Annotated in this window: 18 protein-coding genes and 1 other RNA gene; 1 reads left to right on the top strand and 18 read right to left on the bottom strand. The window is 65.2% G+C overall.

From position 1 onward, the window contains the following. Positions 1-4 precede the first annotated feature (4 nt). The gene (locus tag HU735_RS09465; protein ID WP_186713256.1) at positions 5-460 is read left to right on the top strand and encodes a DciA family protein; all 456 of its coding nucleotides are present in this window, start codon (positions 5-7) and stop codon (positions 458-460) included. Positions 461-569: 109 nt separating this feature from the next. Here HU735_RS09465 and lpxC read toward each other — a convergent pair whose 3' ends face one another. The 18 genes from lpxC to rsmI all read right to left on the bottom strand — a co-directional run bounded on the left by lpxC (position 570) and on the right by rsmI (position 19965). Beyond that, on the bottom strand, positions 570-1481 hold the full coding sequence (lpxC, locus tag HU735_RS09460) for a UDP-3-O-acyl-N-acetylglucosamine deacetylase (RefSeq protein ID WP_028689733.1): 912 nt from the start codon (positions 1479-1481) through the stop codon (positions 570-572). A 112-nt stretch (positions 1482-1593) separates the two neighbouring features. Continuing rightward, positions 1594-2790, bottom strand: a complete 1197-nt coding sequence (gene ftsZ / locus HU735_RS09455) for a cell division protein FtsZ (RefSeq protein ID WP_028689734.1) — start codon at positions 2788-2790, stop codon at positions 1594-1596. Positions 2791-2845: 55 nt separating this feature from the next. Next, positions 2846-4114 carry a cell division protein FtsA gene (gene ftsA / locus HU735_RS09450; protein ID WP_028689735.1) on the bottom strand — a complete coding sequence of 423 codons (1269 nt, stop codon included), beginning with the start codon at positions 4112-4114 and terminating at the stop codon, positions 2846-2848. 14 nt (positions 4115-4128) lie between these two features. Continuing rightward, the gene (locus HU735_RS09445) at positions 4129-4998 is read right to left on the bottom strand and encodes a cell division protein FtsQ/DivIB (RefSeq protein ID WP_062364074.1); all 870 of its coding nucleotides are present in this window, start codon (positions 4996-4998) and stop codon (positions 4129-4131) included. Positions 4999-5004: 6 nt separating this feature from the next. Continuing rightward, on the bottom strand, positions 5005-5961 hold the full coding sequence (locus HU735_RS09440; protein WP_050703852.1) for a D-alanine--D-alanine ligase: 957 nt from the start codon (positions 5959-5961) through the stop codon (positions 5005-5007). After that, positions 5958-7406, bottom strand: a complete 1449-nt coding sequence (gene murC / locus HU735_RS09435; protein WP_186713255.1) for a UDP-N-acetylmuramate--L-alanine ligase — start codon at positions 7404-7406, stop codon at positions 5958-5960. Before murC ends, HU735_RS09440 begins: the two co-directional genes overlap by 4 nt. Then, positions 7399-8478, bottom strand: a complete 1080-nt coding sequence (gene murG, locus HU735_RS09430) for an undecaprenyldiphospho-muramoylpentapeptide beta-N-acetylglucosaminyltransferase (protein WP_050703850.1) — start codon at positions 8476-8478, stop codon at positions 7399-7401. Before murG ends, murC begins: the two co-directional genes overlap by 8 nt. Beyond that, a complete protein-coding gene (gene ftsW / locus HU735_RS09425) occupies positions 8468-9679 on the bottom strand; it encodes a putative lipid II flippase FtsW (protein ID WP_186713270.1) in 1212 nt (403 codons plus the stop codon). The genes murG and ftsW overlap by 11 nt, the downstream gene beginning before the upstream one ends. Further along, positions 9679-11025, bottom strand: a complete 1347-nt coding sequence (murD, locus tag HU735_RS09420) for a UDP-N-acetylmuramoyl-L-alanine--D-glutamate ligase (protein WP_186713254.1) — start codon at positions 11023-11025, stop codon at positions 9679-9681. The genes ftsW and murD overlap by 1 nt, the downstream gene beginning before the upstream one ends. A 6-nt stretch (positions 11026-11031) precedes the next feature. Then, positions 11032-12114 (bottom strand): phospho-N-acetylmuramoyl-pentapeptide-transferase, encoded by a 1083-nt coding sequence (mraY, locus tag HU735_RS09415; RefSeq protein ID WP_011535540.1) that lies wholly within the window; start codon positions 12112-12114, stop codon positions 11032-11034. Beyond that, on the bottom strand, positions 12114-13481 hold the full coding sequence (gene murF / locus HU735_RS09410) for a UDP-N-acetylmuramoyl-tripeptide--D-alanyl-D-alanine ligase (protein ID WP_186713253.1): 1368 nt from the start codon (positions 13479-13481) through the stop codon (positions 12114-12116). The genes mraY and murF overlap by 1 nt, the downstream gene beginning before the upstream one ends. Continuing rightward, complete coding sequence (locus tag HU735_RS09405) at positions 13474-14937, bottom strand: UDP-N-acetylmuramoyl-L-alanyl-D-glutamate--2,6-diaminopimelate ligase (protein ID WP_186713252.1); 1464 nt, start codon at positions 14935-14937, stop codon at positions 13474-13476. Before HU735_RS09405 ends, murF begins: the two co-directional genes overlap by 8 nt. Next, on the bottom strand, positions 14937-16664 hold the full coding sequence (locus HU735_RS09400; RefSeq protein ID WP_162232950.1) for a penicillin-binding protein 2: 1728 nt from the start codon (positions 16662-16664) through the stop codon (positions 14937-14939). The genes HU735_RS09405 and HU735_RS09400 overlap by 1 nt, the downstream gene beginning before the upstream one ends. After that, positions 16664-16957, bottom strand: coding sequence for a cell division protein FtsL (gene ftsL, locus HU735_RS09395; RefSeq protein ID WP_028689746.1), 294 nt, complete (start codon positions 16955-16957; stop codon positions 16664-16666). The genes HU735_RS09400 and ftsL overlap by 1 nt, the downstream gene beginning before the upstream one ends. Continuing rightward, positions 16954-17895: a 16S rRNA (cytosine(1402)-N(4))-methyltransferase RsmH gene (rsmH, locus tag HU735_RS09390; RefSeq protein ID WP_186713269.1), complete on the bottom strand. Its 942-nt coding sequence runs from the start codon at positions 17893-17895 to the stop codon at positions 16954-16956. The genes ftsL and rsmH overlap by 4 nt, the downstream gene beginning before the upstream one ends. A gap of 2 nt (positions 17896-17897) precedes the next feature. After that, positions 17898-18353 carry a division/cell wall cluster transcriptional repressor MraZ gene (mraZ, locus tag HU735_RS09385; RefSeq protein ID WP_011535546.1) on the bottom strand — a complete coding sequence of 152 codons (456 nt, stop codon included), beginning with the start codon at positions 18351-18353 and terminating at the stop codon, positions 17898-17900. Between the two features lie 309 nt (positions 18354-18662). Further along, positions 18663-19022: RNase P RNA component class A (gene rnpB, locus HU735_RS09380), an RNA gene on the bottom strand. 67 nt (positions 19023-19089) lie between these two features. After that, entirely contained in the window at positions 19090-19965 is an 876-nt protein-coding gene (gene rsmI / locus HU735_RS09375; protein WP_186713251.1) for a 16S rRNA (cytidine(1402)-2'-O)-methyltransferase, read from the bottom strand. Positions 19966-20136: the final 171 nt, after the last annotated feature.

Genomic DNA, 20136 nt, shown 5'->3' with positions numbered 1-20136 from the left:
CTCCATGGCCTACAAACCCACCCCTGCCCGCCCGCCCGCCGACCTGCTGCGCAAGGCCCGGCCACTGCGCCTGCTGCTCAACCAGGCCGAGCGCCTCGAGCACCTGCAGCGCCTGCTGGAAAGCCAGCTGCAACCGGCCGCCCGCGAGCACTGCCACGTGGCCTCCTGGAAGGAAGGGACTTTGTTGCTGGTGGTTACCGACGGCCATTGGGCCACCCGCCTGCGCTACCAGCAGAAGCGCCTGCAACGCCAGCTGCAAGCCATGGAGGCGTTCGCCAACCTGAGCCGCATCCAGTTCAAGGTGCAACCACCGCTGGTAGCAGCAAAACACGAAGGCCACGGGCCTGAGCTTTCGGAATCTGCCGCAGACAGTATCCGCGGCTCGGCCGAGGGCATCAGCGATCCGAAGTTGCGCGCAGCGCTGGAGCGCCTGGCGGCGCATGCGCAGAGCAAGAACTGAAGGCCGCTCCTACAGGGATCGCGCAAAGCTAAAGAGTGATGGACGATCTGTGGCCATAAAAAAGGCCACCCGAAGGTGGCCTTAATCACACTAGAGAGAGTGTTCGAACTTACACGGCCGCAACAGGGCGCATGTACGAGATCGGTGCCGTGCTGGCATCTTCGAAGGTGACCACTTCCCAAGCGTCCGTTTCAGCGATCAGCTTGCGCAGCAGCTGGTTGTTCAGCGCGTGTCCGGACTTGTAGCCCTTGAACTCGCCGATCAGGCTGTTGCCCAGCAGATAAAGGTCGCCGATGGCGTCGAGGATCTTGTGCTTGACGAATTCGTCATCGGAACGAAGGCCGTCTTCGTTAAGCACGCCGGTCTCGTCGACCACGATGGCGTTCTCCACGCTGCCGCCCAACGCAAGGTTGTGCTTGCGCAGGTACTCGATGTCACGCATGAAGCCGAACGTGCGGGCACGGCTGACTTCCTTGACGAACGAGGTGCTGGAGAAATCGACGACCGCGCTCTGGGTCTGGCCCTTGAGGACCGGGTGATCGAAGTCGATCTCGAAGCTCACCTTGAACCCGTCGAAAGGCAGGAAAGTGGCGCGCTTGTCGCCCTCTTCCACTGTCACTTCGCGCAGGATGCGGATGAACTTCTTGGCTGCGTCCTGTTCTTCCAGGCCGGCCGATTGGATCAGGAATACGAAGGGTCCGGCGCTGCCATCCATGATCGGCACTTCCGAGGCGGAGAGCTCGACGTAGGCGTTATCGATGCCCAGGCCCGCCATGGCGGAGAGCAGGTGCTCGACCGTATCGACTTTGACGTCACCGTTGACCAATGTCGTGGACATGGTGGTCTCACCGACGTTGGCCGCGCGCGCCGGGATTTCGACCACAGGGTCGAGATCGGCGCGACGGAAGACGATGCCGGTGTCGACAGGCGCAGGCTTGAGGGTCAGGTAGACCTTCTCCCCGGAGTGCAGGCCGACACCTGTGGCACGGATGGTATTCTTCAGGGTGCGTTGTCTAATCATGGCATTGGCCGCTTCAGCGCAAATTGCGAACAGGTATCAACAAAGGCTGGGGATGATAACAGACCCGGCCTTTGCTGAACACCAATCACCCTAATACCCCTGATAAATTCCATTAATCGGCCTGACGACGCAGGAACGCCGGGATATCCAGGTAGTCCAGATCATCCTGAGGGTTGAGTTTAGCTGCCGCCGCGGCACCCGCGTGGGCCTGGTTGCGCATCACGGTCGGACGCTCCAGGTCACGGTAGTTGACCGCCGACTGCTCCTGGCGAACCGGGGCCGGGTTGGAAGCCTCGTACGCCTGCTGAGCGGTCTGCAGGGTGTTGTCGACCACCTTGACCGGCTTCTCGATGCGCGCGCCCAGGCCGGTGGCCACCACGGTCACGTGCAGCTCGTCGCGCATGTCCGGGTCGATCACGGTGCCGACCTTGACCATCGCGTGGTCGGAGGCGAAGGCCTCGATGATGCTACCCACGTCGGAGTACTCGCCCAGCGACAGGTCGGGACCTGCGGTGATGTTCACCAGGATGCCGCGGGCACCCTGCAGGTTGACGTCCTCGAGCAGCGGGTTGCGGATCGCCGCCTCGGTGGCTTCGCGAGCACGGTTCGGGCCGCTGGCGCAACCGGTACCCATCATCGCCATGCCCATCTCGCCCATCACGGTGCGCACGTCGGCGAAGTCGACGTTGATCATGCCCGGACGCTTGATGATGTCGGAGATACCGCGAACGGCACCGGCCAGCACGTCGTCGGCCTTGGCGAAGGCGGACAAGAGGCTTGCATCTTTGCCCAGGATGGTCAGCAGCTTCTCGTTGGGGATGGTGATCAGCGAGTCGACGCTTTCAGCCAGCATGCGGATGCCTTCGTCGGCGATCTGCATGCGCTTGCGGCCCTCGAACGGGAACGGACGGGTCACCACCGCAACGGTGAGGATGCCCATTTCCTTGGCCACTTCGGCGATGATCGGCGCCGCGCCGGTACCGGTACCGCCACCCATGCCGGTGGTGATGAACACCATGTTGGTGCCCTGCAGCACCTCGGCGATGCGCTCACGGTCTTCCAGCGCGGCCTGACGGCCGACTTCCGGATTGGCGCCGGCACCCAGGCCCTTGGTCACGCCGGTGCCCAGTTGCAGGATGGTGCGCGCGCCGATGTTCTTCAGCGCCTGGGCATCGGTGTTGGCGCAGATGAACTCGACGCCTTCGATATTGCTTTTGACCATGTGGTTGACGGCGTTGCCGCCACCACCGCCAACGCCGATCACCTTGATGACCGGACTCTGCGGGACGTTGTCTACGAGCTCGAACATTTTCCCTCTCCTTACAGTTCTCTAGTTGTCGCGCCTACCACTACTGCTTTGAAACTTAGAAGTTGCTCTGGACCCAACGCTTGAGTCGTTCAAGCACAGGGCCCTTCGGTTCATCGCCATAGCTGTTGTTGCTGCTGTTGCTGTTGCTGATACCGGTCAGGGACGGGTCCTCGGACTGCTTCTGCAGACCGTAGGTGAGCAGGCCCACGCCGGTGGAATAGATCGGGTTGCGCACCACGTCGCTCAGGCCCCGAACGCTGTGCGGCACGCCCAGGCGTACCGGCATGTGGAAGATTTCCTCGGCCAGTTCCACGGCGCCTTCCATCTTCGCGGTGCCGCCGGTGAGGACGATGCCGGCCGGCACCAGGTCCTCGAAACCGCTGCGACGCAGTTCGGCCTGGATCAGGGTGAACAGCTCGTCGTAACGCGGTTCCACCACTTCGGCCAGGGCCTGGCGCGACAGCTCGCGCGGCGGACGGTCGCCGACGCTCGGCACCTTGATGGTCTCGCCGGCGCCGGCCAGCTTGGCCAGGGCGCAGGCGTAGCGGATCTTGATTTCCTCGGCGTACTGCGTGGGGGTGCGCAGGGCCATGGCGATGTCGTTGGTGACCTGATCGCCCGCGATCGGGATCACCGCGGTGTGACGAATCGCGCCTTCGGTGAAGATGGCGATGTCGGTGGTGCCGCCGCCGATGTCCACCAGGCACACGCCCAGCTCTTTCTCGTCGTCGGTCAGCACCGAGTAGGCCGAGGCCAATTGCTCGAGGATGATGTCGTCGATTTCCAGGCCGCAGCGGCGCACGCACTTCTCGATGTTCTGCGCCGCGTTGACCGCGCAGGTGACCACGTGGACCTTGGCTTCCAGGCGCACGCCCGACATGCCCAGGGGCTCGCGCACGCCTTCCTGGTTGTCGATCACGTAGTCCTGCGGCAGGGTGTGCAGCACGCGCTGGTCGGCCGGAATGGCCACGGCCTGGGCGGCGTCGAGCACGCGCTCGAGGTCGGCGGTGCTGACTTCGCGGTCGCGGATGGCGACGATGCCATGGGAGTTCAGGCTGCGGATGTGGTTGCCGGCCACGCCGACGAACGCCGAGTGGATGCGGCAGCCGGCCATCAGCTGGGCCTCTTCGACGGCGCGCTGGATCGACTGCACGGTCGATTCGATGTTCACCACCACGCCCTTCTTCAGGCCGCGGGATGGATGGGTGCCGATCCCGACGATCTCCAGGGTGCCGTCCTCGCCGACCTCACCCACCAGCGCCACCACCTTGGAGGTGCCGATGTCCAGCCCGACGATCATTTTGCCGCTATGCGCGTTTGCCATGGTCCTGCCTCTCTCTAATTCTTCGCAACGGCGGGTTGGGCCGTCGTCGGTGCATTCGGTTCCCGCCAACCAACGGCAAGTCCGTTGGAATAACGCAGATCGATGCGGGCGATATTGGTGATCTGGTCTTTAAGCGATTTGTCGTAAATGGCAATGAAACGGCGCATCTTCTCCACCAGATGGTCGCGCCCCAACAGCAGCTCGACGCCCGCACCGGCGCTGCCCGCACCGGTGGTCAGGAACCAGCTGCCTCGCTCGCGCAGCTCCAGGCGAGCGATGGAAAAGCCCATGGGGCGCAGCATCTGGCTCAATACCTGATACTGCTGCATGACTTGTTGCTGAGCGCGCTGCGGCCCGAACAGCTGCGGCAGGTGCTCGTAGTTGGCCAGCTCGCGCGGGGTGAAGGCCTGGCCCTGGTTGTTGAGCAAGGCCTCGTCGCCCCAGCGCGCCACCGGCAACTGTTCTTCCAGGCGGATCACCACCTCGTCCGGCCACACCCGGCGCACTTCGGCATGGGCGATCCAGGGCATCTGCTCCAGTTCCACGCGCATCGCCGCCAGGTCGACGGTGAAGAAGCTCGCCGCCACATAGGGGGCGATTCGCTGCTGCACCGACTGCTGGCTGATGTAGCTGAGGTCGCCCTGCACGTCGATCTTGGTGATCGGCCGGTCTGCGTAGGGCATCAGGCGGATGGCGCCCTCGTAGGCGCCAAAGCCTGCGGCCACCAGCAGCACCGGCCACAGCAGGCGCTTGAGACCGCCGAAGCTTGGCCGAGGCAGGCGCGCCGATACGGGCTCGTCGGCCACCAGTCGGCTGGCACCACGTGGCACCGGCTTGCTGCGGCCGGTAACGGGTGGTTGCTGACGTATCATCGCGCCTTGCATGGCTGGTTAACCTCGCTTCGCTACGCTGTCGGCCAGGATCGCCAGCACCAGCTGCTGGAAGTCCAGACCGGCGGCGCGGGCCGCCATGGGCACCAGGCTATGGTCGGTCATGCCCGGTGCGGTGTTGACCTCGAGCAGCCAGAACCGGCCCTGCTCGTCCTGCATCACGTCCAGACGGCCCCAGCCCTCGATGCCAACGGCATCGCAGGCACGCGCGGTCAGGTCGATAAGCTCTTGTTCCTTGGCACTGTCCAGGCCACACGGGATGCGGTACTGGGTGTCATTGGCGATGTACTTGGCGTCGTAGTCGTAGAACACATGCGGGGTGCCCAGCGCGATCGGCGGCAGTACCTGGCCGCGCAGCACAGCGACGGTGAACTCCGGACCGTGGATCCACTGCTCGACCAGTACTTGCGAATCGTATTTGGCGGCGTCTTTCCAGGCAGCGACCAGCTCCTGCTCGCTGTTCACCTTGGCCATGCCGATGCTCGAACCTTCATGGGCAGGTTTGACGATCAACGGGAAGCCCAGTTCCGCACTGGCGGCAACACAATCCTGCTCGCTGCCCAGCACCGCGTGACGCGGGGTCGGGATGCCCAGGCTCTGCCACACCTGCTTGGTGCGTAGCTTGTCCATGGCCAGCGCCGAGGCGAGGATGCCACTGCCGGTGTAGGGAATCCCCAGGCACTCGAGCAGGCCCTGCATGCTGCCGTCCTCGCCGCCACGGCCATGGAGGATGATGAAGGCACGGTCGATCTTCTCGCGCTGCAGGCGATCCAACAGGTCGTCACCGACGTCGATGGCGACCACGTCGACACCGGCGCTGGTCAGCGCCTCGATCACGGCCTTGCCCGACTTGAGCGAGACCTCGCGCTCGGCGCTCTTGCCACCGTACAACACGGCGACGCGGCCGAAGGCCTTGACGTCGAGGGTGGAATGCAGCGTGTCGTAGGCGCTGGTCATTTCGACTTCTCCTGCTTGGCGCCAGCGAACAGCGGGCTTTTCATCAGTTGCGGGGCCAGGCCGCCGACATCACCGGCACCCTGGCAGATCAGGATGTCGCCGGCACGCAGCAGCGGCTTGACCAGCGGCGCTAGCTCGGCGCCGCGTTCGATGTAGATCGGGTCGAGCTTGCCGCGCTGGCGGATGCTGTGGCACAGCTGGCGGCTGTCGGCGCCGGGGATCGGCTCTTCGCCGGCCGGGTAGACCTCCATCAGCAGCAGCACGTTGGCATCGCCCAGTACCTGGACGAAATCGTCGTACAGGTCGCGGGTGCGGCTGTAGCGGTGCGGCTGGTAGACGATCACCAGGCGGCGGCTCGGCCAGCCGCCACGCACGGCCTTGATCACCGCGGCGACTTCGGTCGGGTGGTGACCGTAGTCGTCGACCAGCATCACGCTGCCGCCGTCGACCGGCAGCTCGCCGTACACCTGGAAGCGCCGACCGACGCCCTGGAAGCCCGACAGGCCCTGGACGATGGCTTCGTCGCTAATGCCCTCGTCGGTGGCGATGGCGATGGTGGCCAGGGCGTTGAGCACGTTGTGGTTGCCCGGCATGTTCACCGACACCTCGAGCGGCTCGCAGTCACGGCGCAGCACGGTGAAGTGGGTCTGCATGCCCTGCTGGCGCACGTTGATGGCGCGGATGTCGGCCTCTTCGCTGAAGCCGTAGGTGACGGTCGGACGCTTGACCTGCGGCAGGATCTCGCGCACCACCGGGTCGTCCAGGCACATCACCGCCAGCCCGTAGAACGGCAGGTTGTGCAGGAACTCGACGAAGGTCTTCTTCAGCTTGTTGAAGTCGCCCTCGTAGGTGGCCATGTGGTCGGCGTCGATGTTGGTGACCACAGCGACCATCGGCTGCAGGTGCAGGAAGCTGGCGTCGCTCTCGTCGGCCTCGGCGATCAGATAGCGGCTGGTGCCCAGCTGCGCGTTGGTACCGGCTGCGGTCAGGCGACCGCCAATGACGAAGGTCGGGTCCAGGCCACCGGCGGCGAACACCGAGGCCAGCAGGCTGGTGGTGGTGGTCTTGCCGTGGGTGCCGGCAACGGCAACGCCGTGGCGGTAGCGCATCAGCTCGGCGAGCATCTCGGCGCGCGGCACCACGGGAATACGCCGCTCCAAGGCGGTGGCGACTTCCGGGTTGGCCGGGTTGATCGCACTGGACACCACCAGCACATCGGCGTTGGCGGCGTTCTCGGCGCGGTGGCCGACGAAGATCTGCGCGCCGAACGACTGCAGGCGCTCGGTCACCGGCGACTCTTTCAGGTCGGAACCGGACACTTCATAGCCCAGGTTCAGCAGCACTTCGGCGATGCCGCACATGCCCACGCCGCCGATGCCGACGAAGTGGATGCGACGGATACGACCCATTTTCGGGTGGGGCATGGCTTTCTGGCTCTCAACCATGGGCCACCTCCAGGCAGATATCGACCACGGTGCTGGTTGCGCCAGGTTTGGCCAGGCGGCGGGCGGTGCCAGCCATGGCATTGAGTTTCTCGGGTTGCATCAGCACCTCGTTCAGGCGTTCAGCGAGCTGCGCTGCGCCAGTAGTCGCTTGTGGCATCAGGAAGGCGGCGCCTTCACGAGCCAGGTATTGGGCGTTGTGGGTCTGGTGGTCGTCGATGGCATGGGGCAAGGGCACCAGCATCGAGGGCAGGCCCGCCGCCGCGAGTTCGCTGACGGTCAGGGCGCCGGCCCGGCACACCACCATATCGGCCCAGCCATAGGCATGGGCCATGTCCTTGATGAACGGTTCGACCTGGGCCTCGACACCTGCCTCGTGATAACGCTCGGCGGTGACGGGGGCGTGGTTTTTCCCGGCCTGGTGGAACACCTCGGGGCGCAGGTTTTCCGGCACTTCGGACAGGGCCTTAGGCAACAATTTGTTCAATGGTTCCGCACCCAGGCTGCCGCCCATGACCAGCAGGCGCGCACGGCGCTCGGCCAGGGGCGCGCGTGCCGCGTCCATGAACAGCTCCGGGCGCACCGGATTGCCGGTGGTGCGCAGCTTGTCGCTGGCGGCGAAGGTGTCCGGGAAGGCTTCGCAGACACGCGCGGCCAACGGCAGCAGCAGGCGATTGGTGGTGCCGGCGCGGGCATTCTGCTCGTGGATCACCAGCGGTACCCCGCACAACCGGGCGGCAACACCGCCGGGGCCGGTCACATAGCCACCGAAGCCGACCACGCAGACCGGCTTGAGCTCACGCACGATGCGCCGCGCCTGCAGCACGGCCTTGATCAGGGTGAACGGCGCCTTGAGCAGCGACAGCTTGCCCTTGCCGCGCAGGCCGGTGACCTGGATCAGGTGCAACGGCAGGCCGGCCTGGGGTACCAGTTCGTTCTCGATGCCACGCGGGGTGCCCAGCCAGTGCACCTTGTAGCCACGGGCCTGGAACTCGCGGGCGCAGGCCAGGGCCGGGAACACGTGGCCCCCGGTACCGCCGGCCATGATCAGGATGTTCTTGCCGTCAGCGGCCATGACTGGTCTCCTCGGCAAAATCGCTCTCCTTGAATTCGTGTTCCTCGCTGCCCAGGTGCGTGCGGCTCTCCCACTCGATCCGTAGCAACAGCCCGACGCAGGCGCAGCAGATCACCAGCGAGCTGCCGCCGTAGCTGAGGAACGGCAGGGTCAGACCCTTGGTCGGCAGCAGGCCGACGTTCACGCCGATGTTGATCAGGAACTGGCCGATCCACAGGAACGACAGGCCAAAGGCCATGTAGGCGGCGAAGAACTGCTTGGCCTTCTCGGCCCACAGGCCGATGTACAGCGCGCGCACGGTAATGAAGACGAACAGCGCGATGGTCAGCAGCGAGCCGATCACGCCGAGCTCTTCGGCCAGCACCGAGAACACGAAGTCGGTATGCGCCTCGGGCAGGTAGAACTGCTTCTGCACGCTGTTGCCCAGGCCCACGCCCAGCCACTCGCCGCGGCCGAAGGCGATCAGCGCCTGGGTCAGCTGGTAGCCGGAACCGAACTGGTCGGACCAGGGGTCGGTGAAGGTGATCAGTCGCGCCATGCGGTACGGCTGGGCCTGGACCAGCACCACCACCGAAATGACCGCCAGCACCACCATCAGCGAGAAGCGGAACAACCCCACCCCGCCAAGGAACAGCATGGCCGCCGCAGCGCCCATCATCACCACCGTGGCGCCGAAGTCCGGCTCCATCAGCAGCAGGCCGGCCATCGGCAGCAGCACGATGAACGGCTTGAAGAAGCCCATCCAGCTTTCCCGCACCTCGGTCTGCCGGCGAACCAGGTAGCCGGCGAGATAGATGACCACGAAGACCTTGGCGATCTCCGACGGCTGCACGTTGAAGAAGCTGAAGCCGATCCAGCGCATCGAGCCGTTCACCTCACGGCCGATGCCCGGCACCAGCACCAGCACCAGCAGGCCGAAGGCACCGATCAGCATGAGGAAGCCCATGCGCTGCCAGGTGGCGATCGGCACCAGCATGGTCAGCAACCCGGCACCCAGGCCGAGGGTGACGTACACCAGGTGGCGGAACATGTGGTACAGCGGGTTGCCCGACTGCACCGCGGCCACTTCCGAGGACGCCGAGGTGATCATCACCAGGCCCAGGCCGAGCAGCGCCAGGCAGCCGGCCAGCAGCGGGAAGTCGAGGTCGATGCCACGGCCGCTGATCAGCGGCGACGGGTACGGTTTGAGGATGCCGAAGATCATGCCAGCCCCTCCGCCGCCTGGGCGAACAGGCGCCCGCGTTCTTCGAAATTCTTGAACATGTCGAGGCTGGCGCAGGCAGGCGACAGCAGCACCGCGTCACCCGGCTGGGCCAGTTCGGCGCAACGCTGCACGGCTTCGTCGAGGGTCTTGACCCGGACTTGCGCCACGGCATCGCCCAGGGTTTCGGCCAGACGCTCGGCGTCACGGCCGAGCAGCACTACCGCACGGCAGTGTTGAGCCATCGGCTCGCGCAGTGCGGCGAAATCGGCGCCCTTGCCATCGCCACCGGCGATCAGTACCAGCTTGCCTTCGATATCGGCGCCCAGTCCTTCAATGGCGGCCAGGGCGGCACCGACGTTGGTGGCCTTGGAGTCGTCGTACCAGTTCACCCCGTTGCGCTCGCGCACCCACTGGCAGCGATGGGCCAGGCCTTTGAACTCACGCAGCGCCTCGAGCATCGGCTCGAAGGGCAGGCCGGCGGCATGGCCGAGGGCCAGCGCGGCCAGGGCGTTGCTGTGGTTGTGGGCGCCACGGATCTTCAGCTCACGCACCGGCATGAGGGTCTGGAATTCAAACGCCAGGTACTTCTCGCCCTCGACCTCGCGCAGGCCAAAGGCCTTGAAGTCCGGCGCGTTGAGACCGAAGCTCCAGCTCGGCCGGCCTTCGACCGGCAACGGACGGCTCAGGGCATCCTGGCGGTTCACCACCACCTGGCGGGCACCGCGGAAGATCCGGTGCTTGGCCAGGTGATAGGCCGGCAGGCCGCTGTAGCGGTCCATGTGGTCTTCACTGATGTTCAGCACGGTGGCCACTTCAGCGTTGAGCTGGTCGGTGGTCTCCAGCTGGAAGCTCGACAGCTCCAGCACGTACAGCTCGACGTCGTCGGCCAGCAGGTCGAGGGCCGGGGTGCCAAGGTTGCCGCCGACCGCCACACGTTTGCCTGCCTTGGCGGCCATCTCGCCGACCAGGGTGGTGACGGTGCTCTTGGCGTTGGAGCCGCTGATCGCGACGATCGGTGCCTTGGCGTGGCGGGCGAACAGCTCGATGTCGCCGGACAGCTTCACGCCGCGCGCGGCGGCCTGCTGCAGGGCAGGCGTGGCCAGGGCCAGGCCGGGGCTCACGTACAGCTCGTTGGCCCGGCACAGGAAGTCCACGTCCAGCTCGCCACAGCGCACTTCCACCTGCGGGTAATCACGGCGCAGGGTGTCCAGTTCCGGCGGTTGCTCGCGGGTGTCGGCGACCGCAAAGGCAATGCCCCGGTTCGCCAGGAAGCGAACCAGGGACATGCCGCTCTTGCCGAGGCCGACAACGATGCGGAATTGGTCGGAAGCGATCAGTGACACGCTCGTTTACCTCAGTTTCAGGGTGGCAAGGCCAATCAGCACCAGAATCACGGTGATGATCCAGAAGCGGACGATCACCCGTGGCTCGGGCCAACCCTTGAGTTCAAAGTGGTGGTGGATCGGCGCCATGCGGAACACGCGCTTGCCGGTGAGCTTGAACGACGCCACCTGGATGACCACCGACAGGGTTTCCATCACGAACACGCCGCCCATGATGAACAGGACGACCTCCTGACGGACGATCACCGCGATGGTGCCCAGGGCCGCGCCCAGCGCCAGGGCGCCGACGTCGCCCATGAACACCTGGGCCGGATAGGTGTTGAACCACAGGAAGCCCAGGCCGGCGCCGATCAGCGCGCCGCAGAACACGATCAGCTCGCCTGCGCCCGGCACGTAAGGGATCAGCAGGTATTCGGCGAACTTCACGTTACCCGACAGGTAGCAGAAGATGCCCAGGGCACCGCCGACCATCACCGTCGGCATGATCGCCAGGCCATCGAGGCCGTCGGTCAGGTTGACCGCGTTGCTCGAACCGACGATGACGAAATAGGTCAGCACGATGAACCCGGCACCCAGCGGAATCGCCAGGTCCTTGAGCATCGGGATGATCAGCGTGGTCTCGACGCTGGTCGGCGCGGTCTTGTACAGGAAGATCGCCGCGGCCAGGCCGAACACCGACTGCCAGAAATACTTCCAGCGGCTCGGCAGGCCGCGGGAGTTCTTCTCGATCACCTTGCGGTAGTCGTCGACCCAGCCGATGGCGCCGAACGCCAGGGTGACGATCAGCACCACCCATACGTAGCGGTTGGTCAGGTCGGCCCACAGCAGGGTGCTGATGGCGATGGCCGACAGGATCAGCGCGCCGCCCATGGTCGGGGTGCCGGATTTGGACAGGTGCGATTGCGGGCCGTCGTTGCGCACGGCCTGACCGATCTGGCGGATCTGCAGGGTACGGATCATCCACGGGCCCAACCACAGGGCCAGGGACAACGCGGTCAGCACACCCAGAATCCCGCGCAGGGTCAGGTATTGGAAGACCGCGAAGCCCTTGTGGAACTGTTGCAGATACTCAGCCAACAGCAGCAGCATTAATGTTTCTCCCCGCTGGCACCACACAGTGCGGCCACGACGTTTTCCATCGCAGCGCTGCGCGAGCCCTTGATCAAGATAGTGGTATCGCTGGTATTCTCGGCGCCAACGGCAGCGATCAGCTCAGCTTGAGTAGCGAAATGACGGCCATTGGCGCCGAACGCCTTGACCGCATGGGCCATGTTGGTGCCCACCGCGTACAACGCGTCGACCTTGCCGCGGGCGTAGTCGCCCACCTGACGGTGGCCTTCCTCGGCCCATTGTCCCAGTTCGCCGATATCCCCGAGCACCAGGACGGTGCGTCCGGAAAAGCCGGCGAGTATATCAATGGCGGCGCACATCGAGGTGGGATTTGCGTTGTAGCTGTCGTCGATGACCCGCACGCCGCTGGGCGCGATCTGCGCCACGGTGCGGCCCTTGACCGGTTGCACGGCAGCGAGGCCGGCGGCGATGCCGCTCAGGCTCAGACCAACGGCATGGGCGGCGGCAGCGGCGGCCAGGGCGTTGCTGACGTTGTGGGTGCCGAGCAGGTTCAACTGCACCGGGACGCTGCCGTCCGGGCCGTGCAGGGTGAACGACGGGCAGCCACGGGCATCGCGCCCGATATCACTGGCGTGGAAGTCCGCCTGCGGATTGTCCAGGGCGAAACTGAAGATGCGGTGATCGCCCGCCCGCTTGCGCCAGATCTCGAACGCCTTGTCGGCCAGGTTGAGGATGGCCGTGCCGCCCTCGCCCAGGCCTTCGAGGATCTCGCCCTTGGCTTCGACGATCTTCTCCGGACCACCGAACTCGCCGACGTGGGCGGTACCGGCGTTGTTGATGATCACCACCTGCGGCCGGGTCAGGCCGACGGTGTAGCGGATTTCGCCAATGCGCGAGGCGCCCAGCTCGATCACCGCGGCGCTGTGCTCCGGAGCGATCTCCAGCAGGGTCAGTGGTGCGCCGAGGTCGTTGTTCAGGTTGCCCCGGGTGGCATGCACCGGCCCGCGGGTACGCAGGATCGCGGCGAGCATTTCCTTGACCGTGGTCTTGCCGCTGGAACCGGTGATGGCCACCACCGGCTTGTCGAAGGCGGCACGGTTCAGGGCGCCGAGCTGACCGAGAGCGACGCGGCAGTCGGCGACCAGCAGCTGCGGCAGGTCGACACCGGCGACTTCGCGCTCGACCAGCGCGGCGACCGCGCCCTTGGCTTTCACGTCGGCCAGGTAGTCGTGGCCATCGAAGCGTGGGCCGGTCAGGGCGACGAACAGTTGGCCGGCAGCGACGGTGCGGCTGTCGATGCTCACACCGGTGAAGCTGGCGTCGGCGCCTGCCAGGCGCGCACTCAGAACACCGGTCAGTTGGCTGAGAATCATCGGCTTAAGCATGTGGCGCCTCCCAGGCTGCAAGTGCCTTGTCGGCTTCGACCAGGTCGGAGAAGTCATGGCGCTGGCCATTGATCTCCTGGTAATCCTCGTGCCCCTTGCCAGCCAGGACGATCACGTCGTCGACACTGGCACTGGCGATCAGTTGGGCAATGGCCGCGCCACGGCCAGCGACGAACGCGACGGCCGCAGGCTTGGCGAAACCGGGGCGAATATCGTCGAAGATCCGCAGGGGGTCTTCGCTACGCGGGTTGTCGTCGGTGACCAGCACACGGTCGGCCAGGCGCTCGGCCACCTCGGCCATCAGCGGACGCTTGCCGGCGTCACGATCGCCACCACAGCCGAACAGGCACAGCAGCTTGCCGTGAGCGTGCGGACGCAAGGCTTCGAGTACTTTTTCCAGGGCATCCGGGGTGTGGGCGTAATCGACCACCACCAACGGCTTGTCACCGCCACCCAGGCGCTGCATGCGGCCGACCGGCCCGTGCAGTTGCGGGGTGACCTTGAGAATTTCATCCAGCGGGTAATCCAGCGCCATCAGCGTGGCTACCGCCGCCAGCATGTTGCTCAGGTTGAAACGCCCCAGCAGGCGGCTGCGCAGGACATGCTCGCCCTGGGGGGTGACGATCACGGCGCGCACGCCATCATCGTTGAAGGCAGACTCTTTGCAGAACAGCGTCGCCGCCGAATCCAGCAGGCTGTAGCTGATCAGGCGCGAGGTGGCAGGAGCGTCTGCCAGGCGACGCCCAAAGTCATCATCCAGGTTGACCACCCGGGCGCGCAGGCTTGGCCAGGCGAACAGCTTTGCCTTGGCGGCCTCGTAGGCCTCCATGCTGCCGTGGTAGTCCAGGTGGTCGCGGGACAGGTTGGTCATCACCGCGATATCGAAGTCCAGCGCGGCCACCCGACCCTGTTCGAGGGCATGGGAGGAAACCTCCATGGCCACGGCCTTGGCGCCGCCCTTTTTCAGGTCGTTCAAGGTCGATTGCACGGCAATCGGGTCCGGCGTGGTCAGGCGGCCACTCTGCAGCTCGCCGTAGAAGCCGGTGCCGAGGGTGCCGATCAGGCCACAGCGCTTGCCCAGGGCGTCGAGCGCCTGGGCAAGCAGCTGGGTCACGCTGGTCTTGCCGTTGGTACCGGTCACGCCGACCAGGTCGAGCTGACGGCTCGGCTCGCCATAGAAGCGCCCGGCGATCTGCGACAACTGGCCAATCAAACCCTTGACCGGAATCAGCGGCGCATCGGTGAGCGGCAGCACGCTGGCGCCCTGCTCTTCGTAGGCCACCGCGGCGGCGCCACGGGCCAGGGCATCGGCGATATGCGCGCGACCATCGACCTTGGCCCCCGGCACGGCCAGGAACAGGTCGCCTGGACGCACGGCGCGGCTGTCCAGGGTCAGCTCGCGGATCAACGGATCGCGGCTGGCATGGGCGAACAGTTTGCTCAATGGCATCGTCATCAACCTCGCCCTCCCTTGGCGGGTACTGCGCTGGCTTGCTGCGTCGAAGGCGGCAGGTTGTCCGGCGGTACATTCATCAGGCGCAGGGTGCCCGACATCACTTTGCTGAATACGGGGGCCGAGACCAGGCCGCCGAAGTAGCCACCCTTGCTCGGCTCGTCGATGACCACGACGATGGCGTAGCGCGGGTCGCTCATCGGGCCGAAGCCGGCGAACAGCGAACGGTAGGCGTTCTCGGTGTAGCCCTTGGAGCCGACGGTGGCCTTGCGCGCGGTACCCGACTTGCCACCCACGTGATAGAACGGCACCTGGGCGCGGAACACCCCGCGCGGCGCCTCGATCACCTGCTGCAGCATGGCCTGCACGGTTTCGGCGGTTTCCTTGGGGATCGCCTGCACGGCTTCCGGCGCCTTGTCGACCTTGAGGATCGACAGCGGCACCATCTTGCCGTCGTTGGCCAGCGCGGCGTAGGCATGCACCAGTTGCAGGGCGGTCACCGACACGCCGTAGCCATACGACAGGGTCGCGGTCTCGGCCTTGCGCCACTCACGGTGGTTGGGCAGGTTGCCGACGCGCTCGCCTGGGAAGCCCAGGCCGGTGTACTGGCCCAGACCGACCTGGGACATCACCCGGTAGATGGCCTCGCCACCGATATCGAAGGCGATCTTGCTCATGCCGACGTTGGACGAGTTGATCAGGATGCCCGTCAGGTCGAGGATCGGGCCCTCGCTTCTGGACACGTCCTTGATGGTGTAGCGACCAATTTGCAGGCTGCCCGGATACACCTCGACCTTGTCGGTGGGTTTCCAGCGGCCGCTCTGCAGCGCGGCGCTCATGGAGATCGGCTTGACCGTCGAGCCCGGTTCGAAGACGTCGATGATCGCCCGGTTGCGCATGGCCGCCGGGAACATGCTGCGGCGGTTGTTCGGGTTGTAGGTCGGCTGGTTGACCATGGCCAGGACCTCGCCGGTCTTGACGTCCATGATCACCAGGCTGCCGGCCTTGGCTTCCTGTTCGGCGATGGCGTTGCGCAGTTCGCGGGTGGCCAGGTATTGCAGACGCAGGTCTATCGACAACGCCAAGGTCTTGCCGGCCTTGGCGTTCTTGGTTACCTGGATGTCCTTGATCAGCCGGCCGCGCCGGTCCTTGATCACCTGCCGCTTGCCGGGCACCCCGGCGAGCCATTCGTCGTAGGCCAGCTCGACGCCTTCACGGCCATGGTCGTCCAGGTCGGTGAAGCCGACCATGTGCGCGGTGACGTCGCCGGCCGGATAGAAGCGGCGGAACTCTTCCAGGCCGTAGACGCCCGGCACCTTCAGGTCGAGCACGTGCTGGCCCTGCTCCGGGGTCAGGCCGCGGACCAGGTAGATGAATTCCTTGCTGGCCTGCTGGGTGAGTCGTTCGGTCAGCTGCTGCGGGTTCTGCCCGAGCGCGGCTGCCAGTTGCGGCCAACGTTCCTTGGCCGCCTGCATTTCCTTGGGGTTGGCCCATAAGGTAGTGACCGGGGTACTGACCGCCAGCGGCTCGCCATTGCGGTCGGTGATCAGGCCACGGTGCGCGGGAATGGGGATATGGCGCAAGCTGCGGGCATCGCCCTGGCCCTTGAGGAAGTCACGGTCGACCACCTGCAGGTCGATGATGCGCCAGCAGATGGCACCGACCATCAGCGCCAGCAAGCCGATCACCACCCTGAACCGCCAGGGGTAGAGTGCGCCCTCGAGCTTCATCATGGCGCCACCATCCGCACTTCGTCAGCGGCGGGCACGCGCATCTTGAGCTGCTCGGAGGCCAGGCTCTCGATACGGCTGGAGGCGGTCCAGGTGCTTTGCTCGAGGATCAGCCGGCCCCACTCGGCCTGGGCCTTGTCGCGCTCGCTCAGTTCACCGTACAGGGTGTTGAGCAGCTGGCGGTTCCAGTGGGCGCTATAGGAGACGGCAATGGCCGAAATCAGGACGGCGACGAACAGCAGAAGCATCAGGAAGCTTCCGCCTGGCAAAGGTTTGGCAAACAGCCGGCTCACCGCAACTTCTCCGCCACCCGCATCACGGCGCTGCGCGATCGCGGGTTGGCCTTGAGCTCGGCTTCGGAGGCGAATTGCGCCTTGCCGATGAGCTTGATCTTCGGTTCGAAGGTCTTGTGCTGCACCGGCAGGTTGCGCGGCAGGTTGTCCGCCTCGCCCTTGACCAGCTTGCGCATGAACAGTTTGACGATACGGTCTTCCAGCGAGTGGAAGCTGATCACCGCCAGGCGGCCGCCCACTTCGAGGGCATCGAGCGCGGCTTCAAGGCCCGTCTCGAGGTCACCCAGTTCGTTGTTGACGTGAATACGCAGGCCCTGGAAGGCGCGGGTTGCCGGATTCTTGCCCTTCTCCCAGGCCGGGTTGGCGACCTTGAGCACTTCGGCCAGGTCGGCGGTACGGGTGAACGGCTGCTTCTCGCGACGCTCGACCACGGCACGCGCCATGCGCCCGGCGAAACGCTCCTCGCCATATTCCTTGAACACACGGGCGATTTCCTCGACCGGCGCAGTGGCGATGAACTCGGCGGCGCTGATGCCCTGGTCCGGGTTCATGCGCATGTCCAACGGGCCGTCGTTGAGGAAACTGAAGCCACGCTCGGGGTCATCGAGCTGCGGCGAAGACACGCCCAGGTCAAGCAGGATGCCGCTGACCTTGCCTGCCAGGCCGCGCTCGGCCACCTCGGCGCCCAGCTCGGCAAAGCTGCGCTGCACAATGACAAAGCGGCCGTCTTCGGCCGCCAGCGCTTGCCCGGTGGCAATCGCCTGTGGATCCTTGTCGAACCCCAGCAGCCGCCCTTGCGGCCCGAGCTTGCTGAGGATCAGGCGGCTGTGGCCGCCGCGCCCGAAGGTGCCGTCCAGATAGCAACCGTCGGCGCGCAGGGCCAAGGCCTCGACGGCTTCGTCGAGGAGGACGGTGATGTGGTTGAAGCCGCTATCTATGGTCACAGGATCAGGTCACGCAAATCATCGGGCATGGCGCCCGGTTGTTGAATAGCTGCAAGGTCGGCTGCCGAAACCGCGTTCCAGGCATCCTCATCCCACAGCTGGAATTTGTTCAGCTGCCCCACCAGCATCGCCTTCTTGTCCAGCTTGGCGTACTCACGCAGGCGCGGCGGCACCAGGAAACGCCCGCTGCCGTCGAGCTCCAGGTCAACCGCATTGCCGATCAGCAAACGCTGCAGGCGACGGTTTTCCTCACGCAACGACGGCAAGGCGCGCAACTTGGCTTCTATCTGTTCCCACTCATCGAGGGGATAAACACACAAGCAGGGGTCAACGGCGTCGATGGTCACGATCAGTTGACCATTGCAACGCGAATCGAGCTCGTCACGGTACCGGCTCGGCATGGCGAGACGGCCCTTGGCATCGAGGCTGACGGCGTTGGCTCCGCGGAACACGGCTGCGATTCCCCACAATGTTAGCTTTTTTGTGTCAGAAAACCCACTTCATCCCACTTTCTGCCACTTGCGCACACTATAGGAATCCGCCCGCCACACCGTCAAGGCACGTTCATAAGGAAATCCCTTACAGGACGGCGATTTAGCTCAACAAAGGAAGGTGGAAGGATTACCGGAGAAGAAAACTGACGGGAAAAATCAAACACACTCAAGCGGATAGAGTGCGAAGTTAAAGTGATTTATTAAGAGTAAGAATTTTTCGGTATTACCAGGACGCTTCTGCTATCGATTCAAGCAGGGAGGGAAGAGGTGGAGAGTCGATCTGTAAGCCGGGTTTTGTCGAGGACAGTCATTCCTCTACGACGGCCATCACTGGACGCCTCTAGCAACCTACCCGGTTCCGACGCGGGCCACGCCGTATGGAACCCTATTTGGTCTTGCTCCGAGTGGGGTTTACCTAGCCACGGACTGTTGCCAGCCGTGCGGTGCGCTCTTACCGCACCTTTTCACCCTTACCGGCACCGAAGTGCTTAGGCGGTTATTTTCTGTGGCACTTTCCGTAGGCTCGCGCCTCCCAGGCGTTACCTGGCACTCTGCCCTATGGAGCCCGGACTTTCCTCCCCCGCCTCTTGCGGAACAAAAGACGGCAGCGACTGTCCGATCGACTCTCCGCCGACAAGGTTACCGGTAGGCGCGCCCAAGAACAAGCGATGTGACAAATAATGCCATTACGCCATTAATGGGTTTTCTGTTTCTCCAGCGCCAACTGGTAGAGCAGGTTCTTGCGTACCCCGGTAATCTCGGCCGCCAATGCCGCGGCCTTCTTCAACGGCAGCTCGGCCAGCAGCAAGTCCAGCACGCGCTGGGCCTCGGCGCTGATCGCCTGCTCGCCCTCCGGTGCGCTCCAGCCAGCCACCAGCACCACGCACTCGCCACGCTGCTGGTTGCTGTCGCCCTGCACGAACGCGCGCAGCTCGGCCAGGGGCAGCCCCTTCAGGGTCTCGAAGGTCTTGGTGATCTCGCGGGCCAATAGCGCCGGACGCTCGCCGCCGAACACCGCCTCCATGTCTTGCAGGCATTCGAGGATGCGATGCGGCGCCTCATAGAAGATCAGCGTGCGCGGCTCTTCCCTGACCTGCTCCAGGCGCGCCTTGCGCCCGGCGGCCTTGGCCGGCAGGAACCCCTCGAAGATGAAGCGGTCCGACGGCAGCCCCGCCGCCGACAGCGCGGCGATCAGCGCGCAGGCGCCAGGCACCGGCACCACCTGCACCCCGGCGGCGCGCGCCTGGCGCACCAGGTGATAGCCCGGGTCGGAAATCAGCGGCGTGCCGGCATCAGACACCAGCGCCACATCGTCGCCGGCCAGCAGGCGGGTGATGAAGCGCCCGCCTTCGTCGCGCTCGTTGTGCTCGTGGCAAGCCGCCAGCGGGGTGTCGATGCCGAAATGCTGCAGCAGGCGCACCGAGTGGCGGGTGTCCTCGGCGGCGATCAGGCTCACGTCGGCCAGCACCTTGAGCGCCCGGGCGCTCATGTCGTCGAGGTTGCCGATGGGCGTGGCGACGACGTACAGCTTGCCCAACGTGGATTTCGAAACCCCTGCAACATCAGTCACTGCGCACACCTGCTTTCCGGATCAAAGGTCGCATTGTAGCCCGAGCGCCGGTAACAGGGCGCAAAGAACTTCACCCCCGGCGCAGCCGGCGGCCACCTATAGTGAAGGATCAGTGTCGACGAGATCGCGCCCCGCCCCCCGCTTGGGTACAATTGCCGGCCAACTTGATCG

The sequence above is a fragment of the Pseudomonas sp. BW16M2 genome (assembly GCF_014268865.1).
Classification (GTDB): Bacteria; Pseudomonadota; Gammaproteobacteria; order Pseudomonadales; family Pseudomonadaceae; genus Aquipseudomonas; species Aquipseudomonas peradeniyensis.
The sequence above is the reverse complement of the archived record's forward strand: the minus strand, read 5'-3'. Positions and strand labels throughout refer to the sequence as shown.

What these genes read in the sequence shown, in the direction of transcription:
- HU735_RS09465 (WP_186713256.1), top strand. Translation starts at nt 5, where the DNA reads ATGGCCTACAAACCCACCCCTGCCCGCCCGCCCGCCGACCTGCTGCGC.
- lpxC (WP_028689733.1), bottom strand. Translation starts at nt 1,481, where the DNA reads ATGATTAGACAACGCACCCTGAAGAATACCATCCGTGCCACAGGTGTC.
- ftsZ (WP_028689734.1), bottom strand. Translation starts at nt 2,790, where the DNA reads ATGTTCGAGCTCGTAGACAACGTCCCGCAGAGTCCGGTCATCAAGGTG.
- ftsA (WP_028689735.1), bottom strand. Translation starts at nt 4,114, where the DNA reads ATGGCAAACGCGCATAGCGGCAAAATGATCGTCGGGCTGGACATCGGC.
- HU735_RS09445 (WP_062364074.1), bottom strand. Translation starts at nt 4,998, where the DNA reads ATGCAAGGCGCGATGATACGTCAGCAACCACCCGTTACCGGCCGCAGC.
- HU735_RS09440 (WP_050703852.1), bottom strand. Translation starts at nt 5,961, where the DNA reads ATGACCAGCGCCTACGACACGCTGCATTCCACCCTCGACGTCAAGGCC.
- murC (WP_186713255.1), bottom strand. Translation starts at nt 7,406, where the DNA reads ATGGTTGAGAGCCAGAAAGCCATGCCCCACCCGAAAATGGGTCGTATC.
- murG (WP_050703850.1), bottom strand. Translation starts at nt 8,478, where the DNA reads ATGGCCGCTGACGGCAAGAACATCCTGATCATGGCCGGCGGTACCGGG.
- mraY (WP_011535540.1), bottom strand. Translation starts at nt 12,114, where the DNA reads ATGCTGCTGCTGTTGGCTGAGTATCTGCAACAGTTCCACAAGGGCTTC.
- murF (WP_186713253.1), bottom strand. Translation starts at nt 13,481, where the DNA reads ATGCTTAAGCCGATGATTCTCAGCCAACTGACCGGTGTTCTGAGTGCG.
- HU735_RS09405 (WP_186713252.1), bottom strand. Translation starts at nt 14,937, where the DNA reads ATGACGATGCCATTGAGCAAACTGTTCGCCCATGCCAGCCGCGATCCG.
- HU735_RS09400 (WP_162232950.1), bottom strand. Translation starts at nt 16,664, where the DNA reads ATGAAGCTCGAGGGCGCACTCTACCCCTGGCGGTTCAGGGTGGTGATC.